Origin of the sequence: Dietzia sp. SLG310A2-38A2 (genome assembly GCF_014145095.1) — a bacterium.
Taxonomy (GTDB): Bacteria; Actinomycetota; Actinomycetes; order Mycobacteriales; family Mycobacteriaceae; genus Dietzia.
Genome location: NZ_JAALDX010000133.1, coordinates 1 through 4,442, shown reverse-complemented (window position 1 = coordinate 4,442; position 4,442 = coordinate 1). Strand labels below are relative to the sequence as shown.

The following is a 4,442-nucleotide window of genomic DNA, read 5'->3' as shown; positions in this document are numbered from 1 at the left end:
GTGGCGGTCCCGGTGGTCGCCGGTGCGTGGCTCGTCGTCGTCGGGTGGGCGGTGACGGTCGAGGTGGTGCAGGACCCGTTCCGCGACGAACCGGAGTCCATCACCGCCGCGGGGATCGTCGACGAGCGGCAGTACTACATCCAGCGCACCGGTCACAAGCATCCGCTGCTCGCGGACGACTACCTCGACTTCCCGCGGATGAGGGCCCTGGTGAGGGAGGTCTCGACCAACCGGACGGGGGCGGTCTTCCTCCCGGTCCCGGGCTTCCAGGACCGGTGGGACGTGGTGGCCTACGACCGCCCGATGCCCGGTCTGCAGCCGTTCGAGCTCCCCGACGATCCGCTCAAGACGGTCGTGTTCCTCAACCTGGGCATGACCAGCATGAACCTCCCGCTCGACGTGGACGTCTACGACACCGTGGGACTGGCCTCACCGTTGGCCGCGCACACCGACCGCATGGAGGACGGGCGTATCGGGCACGACAAGTTCCTGCCGTACGACTGGGTACTCGCGCGCACCGGGGTGGTCGAGGACCCGGTCAACTTCCCGCGGTGGATCGACGTGAACTGGGTCAACCAGGCCGAGGTGGCGCTCACCTGTCCCGCGACCGAGGCGTTGATCGACTCGTATTCCGGCCCGTTGACGCTGGAGAAGCGCTGGTCCAACCTCGTGAACGCATTTTCATTCGCCGAGTACCGCATCAACAGAATCCCTGCATACGAGGTGCAGAGGTGCGGGTTGCCCATGCCTGAGAAAGTGGAGAAGTACCAGGGCACTCGGTAGTGTGGCCCGTACTGTTGTCTCGAATCGATAACAGTAGGGGATCGATCAGGTTCCCGACCTGTAACACCTGTCCCAGAATGAGCGACAGTAACCATGTCGCAGTTCCGGTCCTCCCCTGGTGGGGCCGGTCCGATGGACGTCACCGATGCCCCGGGAGACCTGGGGGCACCAGGAACGAACAAAGGAACCCACGAATGTCCCAGACCACCCTCCGGCGCAAGTTCGCCGCCGGGCTCACCGCCCTGGCGACGGCTGCGGGCCTCGTCGCCGGCGCCCCGGCCCTCGTCGGCGCCCAGGCCACCGAGCAGGGCTCGTCGGCCAGCCTCGGTTCCGCCGGATCAGCAGGATCGGCCGGATCGGGCGATGCGCCGAACGCCGCCCCCACGTTCCAGCCGGCCGCCGGAAACGAGAACCCGGTCGGTTTCCGGAACTGGCTGCGCCCCGGGTGTAGCTGGGATCCGGTCGCCTCGTGGGTCCAGCTGTGCGACGTCTGGTCGCCGGCGATGAACCGCCACATCAAGGTCCAGGTCCAGCCCGCCCGCTTCGGCGGCAACGCCGGCCTGTACCTCCTCGACGGCCTGCGCGCGCGGGACGACTGGAACGCCTGGACGCGCGACGCCCAGGCGCAGCGCATCTTCCTCCAGGACAACATCACCCTGGTCATGCCGGTCGGCGGCCAGGTCTCCTTCTACTCCGACTGGGATCGGCCCATCAACCTGGGCGGCAACCTCGTCGAGTACAAGTACGAGACGTTCCTGACCCGCGAACTGCCCGGGTACCTGAATGCCCACTTCGGTGTCCGCACGGACAACAACGCCATCGCCGGACTGTCCATGGGCGGGTCCGCTGCCGCGATGCTCGCCGCCAAGCACCGGAACCAGTTCAAGCAGGTCTCGGTGTTCTCCGGCTACATGAACCCCACCGCGCCGGGCATGTACACCATGATCCCGCTGGCGATGTTCGACCAGTGCAAGTGCGACCCGTTCGCGATGTGGGGCCTGCCGGGCTCCCCGCGCTGGGGCCAGAACGACCCGCTGCTCAACGCGGACAAGCTGCGCGACATCCCGATGTACATCACCGCGGGTTCGGCCATCCCCGGCCGGTACGACCAGCCCTCCAGCCTGCAGGCGGTGTTCAACACCTTCAACGGCATCATCCTCGAGGGCCTGTCGCGCGGATCGACCATCGCGTTCCAGAACACCCTCAACGCCCGGCCCAACCAGGCCACGTTCGACTACCGCAACACCGGCATCCACGGGTGGGGCTACTGGAACGACGACCTGATCGCCGCCCGCTCGGCGCAGATCCTGCCCGTGATGAACGCCTTCGCGTGGTGATCACGACCGGTTAGCCGACGAATCGGGCTCCTCTCAGCGAGTCCTCACCCGTCACACCGGGGCCCCGTGCGTAGATTCTCGTGCGGGGCCCCGGTCGCTTGCGTGACCACCGGGTTCGGCCGCGGGAGGGGAGCCCGCGGGCGGACGACGGACCAGGGCCCCGGTCAGAAGCTGTCCGGGTCGCGCTCGCGGCCCGTTCACCGAGACGTTCGGCGACGACGCGGCAAGGAAGAGAACCTCACATGGCGACCCCCAGCGCACACGCGAGCCCCCGCACCCGGTGGGCGTCCCTCCTGGCGGCCCCGCTCGTGGCGGGAATGGTGGGCTCAGGGCTCATCGTCCCTCCTGCTGCGGGCGCGCAGGAGACCCCGGTGCGGGTGACTCCGGCACAGGGCTCCCCGGCACCGGGCACTCCGGCAGAGGGCTCCCCGGCACAGGGCACCCCGGCACAGACCGGCCCCGGTCAGGAGGACCCGGCGCGGTCGACCCCCGAGAACCGGGTGGACTCACCGTCGCTGAACGTGCCGACGACCATCCCGACGGGGGTCCGCCTGGACAAGGTCGAGTGGAAGTCGGCCAACCGCGTGGCGCTGTGGGTGCAGTCCCCGGCCATGGAGCAGGCGATCCAGGTGCAGCTCATGCTCCCGGCCCGGTGGAACGCCGAGCCGGAGCGCACGTACCCCTCGCTGCTCCTGCTCGACGGGCTGCGGGCGCGCAACGACGCCAGCGGATGGACCCTCGAGACCAAGATCTCCCAGTTCTTCGACGCCAAGAACGCGATCGTCGTGCTCCCCGTCGGCGGTGAGTCGAGTTTCTATACGGACTGGGTCGCGGACGCCAACGGCTCGGCCTACCAGTGGGAGACGTTCCTCATGGAGGAGCTGCCGCCGCTACTGGCCCGCGACTGGCGGGTGAACGACAAGCACGGCGTGGCCGGACTGTCGATGGGCGGCACTGCCGCCATGATGCTCTCGCAGCGATACCCGGACTACTTCCAGTTCGCGGCGAGCTTCTCGGGCTTCCTCGACACCACGAGCTTCGGCATGCCCGAGGCCATCAAGGTGGCCATGCAGGACGCCGGCGGGTACCAGGCGGAGCGCATGTGGGGACCCCTCGGCTCGGCCCGGTGGCAGGAGCAGGACCCCAAGCTCCACGCGGACAAGCTCCGCGGCCAGAGCGTCTACGTGTCCGCGGGCAGCGGGAACACCGGGCCGTGGGATCAGCCGTCGGGCCTGCCGGACATCCCCACCAACTTCCCGGGCTACGGGCTCGAACTGCTGTCGCGGATGACCACCCAGACCTTTGTCAACAAGGCCCGGGGGGCCGGCGTCGAGGTGACGGCGAACTTCCGGCCCTCGGGCACCCACACGTGGCCGTACTGGCAGTTCGAGATGATGCAGGCGTGGCCCCAGTTCGCGGGCGCCGTCGGGATCGAGAACGTCGAGCCCCCGTGCGCGGCACAGGGGGAGATCGCCCGGGTCGCCGAACGTCAGCCCGGCCTGGGCCCCTGCCTGACGGGCGAGTACGACGTTAAGGGCGGCAAGGCCACCGACTTCCGCTTCGGCCGCGTCTTCTGGTCGCAGCAGACGGGCGCGCACTCGGTCCTCGGGGCCATCGGCGCCGCCTACCAGGCCGAGGGCGGACCCGACGGCCCGCTGGGGCTGCCCACCTCGGGCGAGACCACCACTCCCGATGGCAGGGGCCGGTTCACCCAGTTCCAGAACGGGGTCATCTACTGGTCGCCGACCACCGGGGCGCACGCGATCCGCGGGGCGATCCGGTCGATGTGGCAGGACCGCGGCGCCGAGCGCGGCGACCTGGGCTACCCGACCACCGACGAGATCACCAACCCGAACAAGCCCGGCGTGGTCCAGGGTTTCCAGGGCGGCACCGTCTACTGGTCCTCCGCCACGGGCCCCAGGGTCGTCGAGGGAGCCATCCTGAGCACCTACCGGGAGGCCGGCGCGGAGAACTCGGAACTCGGGTACCCCACCACCGACGAGATCTCCCTGACCACCCGCGGCGGCGCCTTCAGTCGCTTCCAGGGCGGGGCGATCTACTGGTCGCCGCGCACCGGTGCGCACGCCGTCCCCCGCGGTCCGGTGTTCGAGGCCTGGGGCACGGTCGACTACGAACGCGGCCGGCTCGGCTATCCCACGAGCGAGTTGCGCACCACCCGGGACGGTCAGGTCATGGAGTTCGAGGGCGGCCGGATCACGGTGACCGGCGGCCGGGCGGAGATCTCGTGACGGCCAGGGCAGCGGCTCTCGGCGCCGCGCTCGTCGTGGTGGGCGGCATGCTGGCCGCCTGCGGCGGTGGCGA

Annotated in this window: 2 protein-coding genes and 1 pseudogene; all 3 read left to right on the top strand. The window is 69.6% G+C overall.

All coding sequences use genetic code 11. From position 1 onward, the window contains the following. A pseudogene (locus G6027_RS05130) lies at positions 1-783 on the top strand (arabinosyltransferase); the annotation flags it as partial. A gap of 194 nt (positions 784-977) precedes the next feature. Further along, a complete protein-coding gene (locus G6027_RS05125; protein ID WP_182635992.1) occupies positions 978-2,120 on the top strand; it encodes an alpha/beta hydrolase family protein in 1,143 nt (380 codons plus the stop codon). 242 nt (positions 2,121-2,362) lie between these two features. Continuing rightward, positions 2,363-4,369: an alpha/beta hydrolase-fold protein gene (locus tag G6027_RS05120; RefSeq protein WP_182635990.1), complete on the top strand. Its 2,007-nt coding sequence runs from the start codon at positions 2,363-2,365 to the stop codon at positions 4,367-4,369. Positions 4,370-4,442: the final 73 nt, after the last annotated feature.

What these genes read in the sequence shown, in the direction of transcription:
- G6027_RS05125 (WP_182635992.1), top strand. Translation starts at nt 978, where the DNA reads ATGTCCCAGACCACCCTCCGGCGCAAGTTCGCCGCCGGGCTCACCGCC.
- G6027_RS05120 (WP_182635990.1), top strand. Translation starts at nt 2,363, where the DNA reads ATGGCGACCCCCAGCGCACACGCGAGCCCCCGCACCCGGTGGGCGTCC.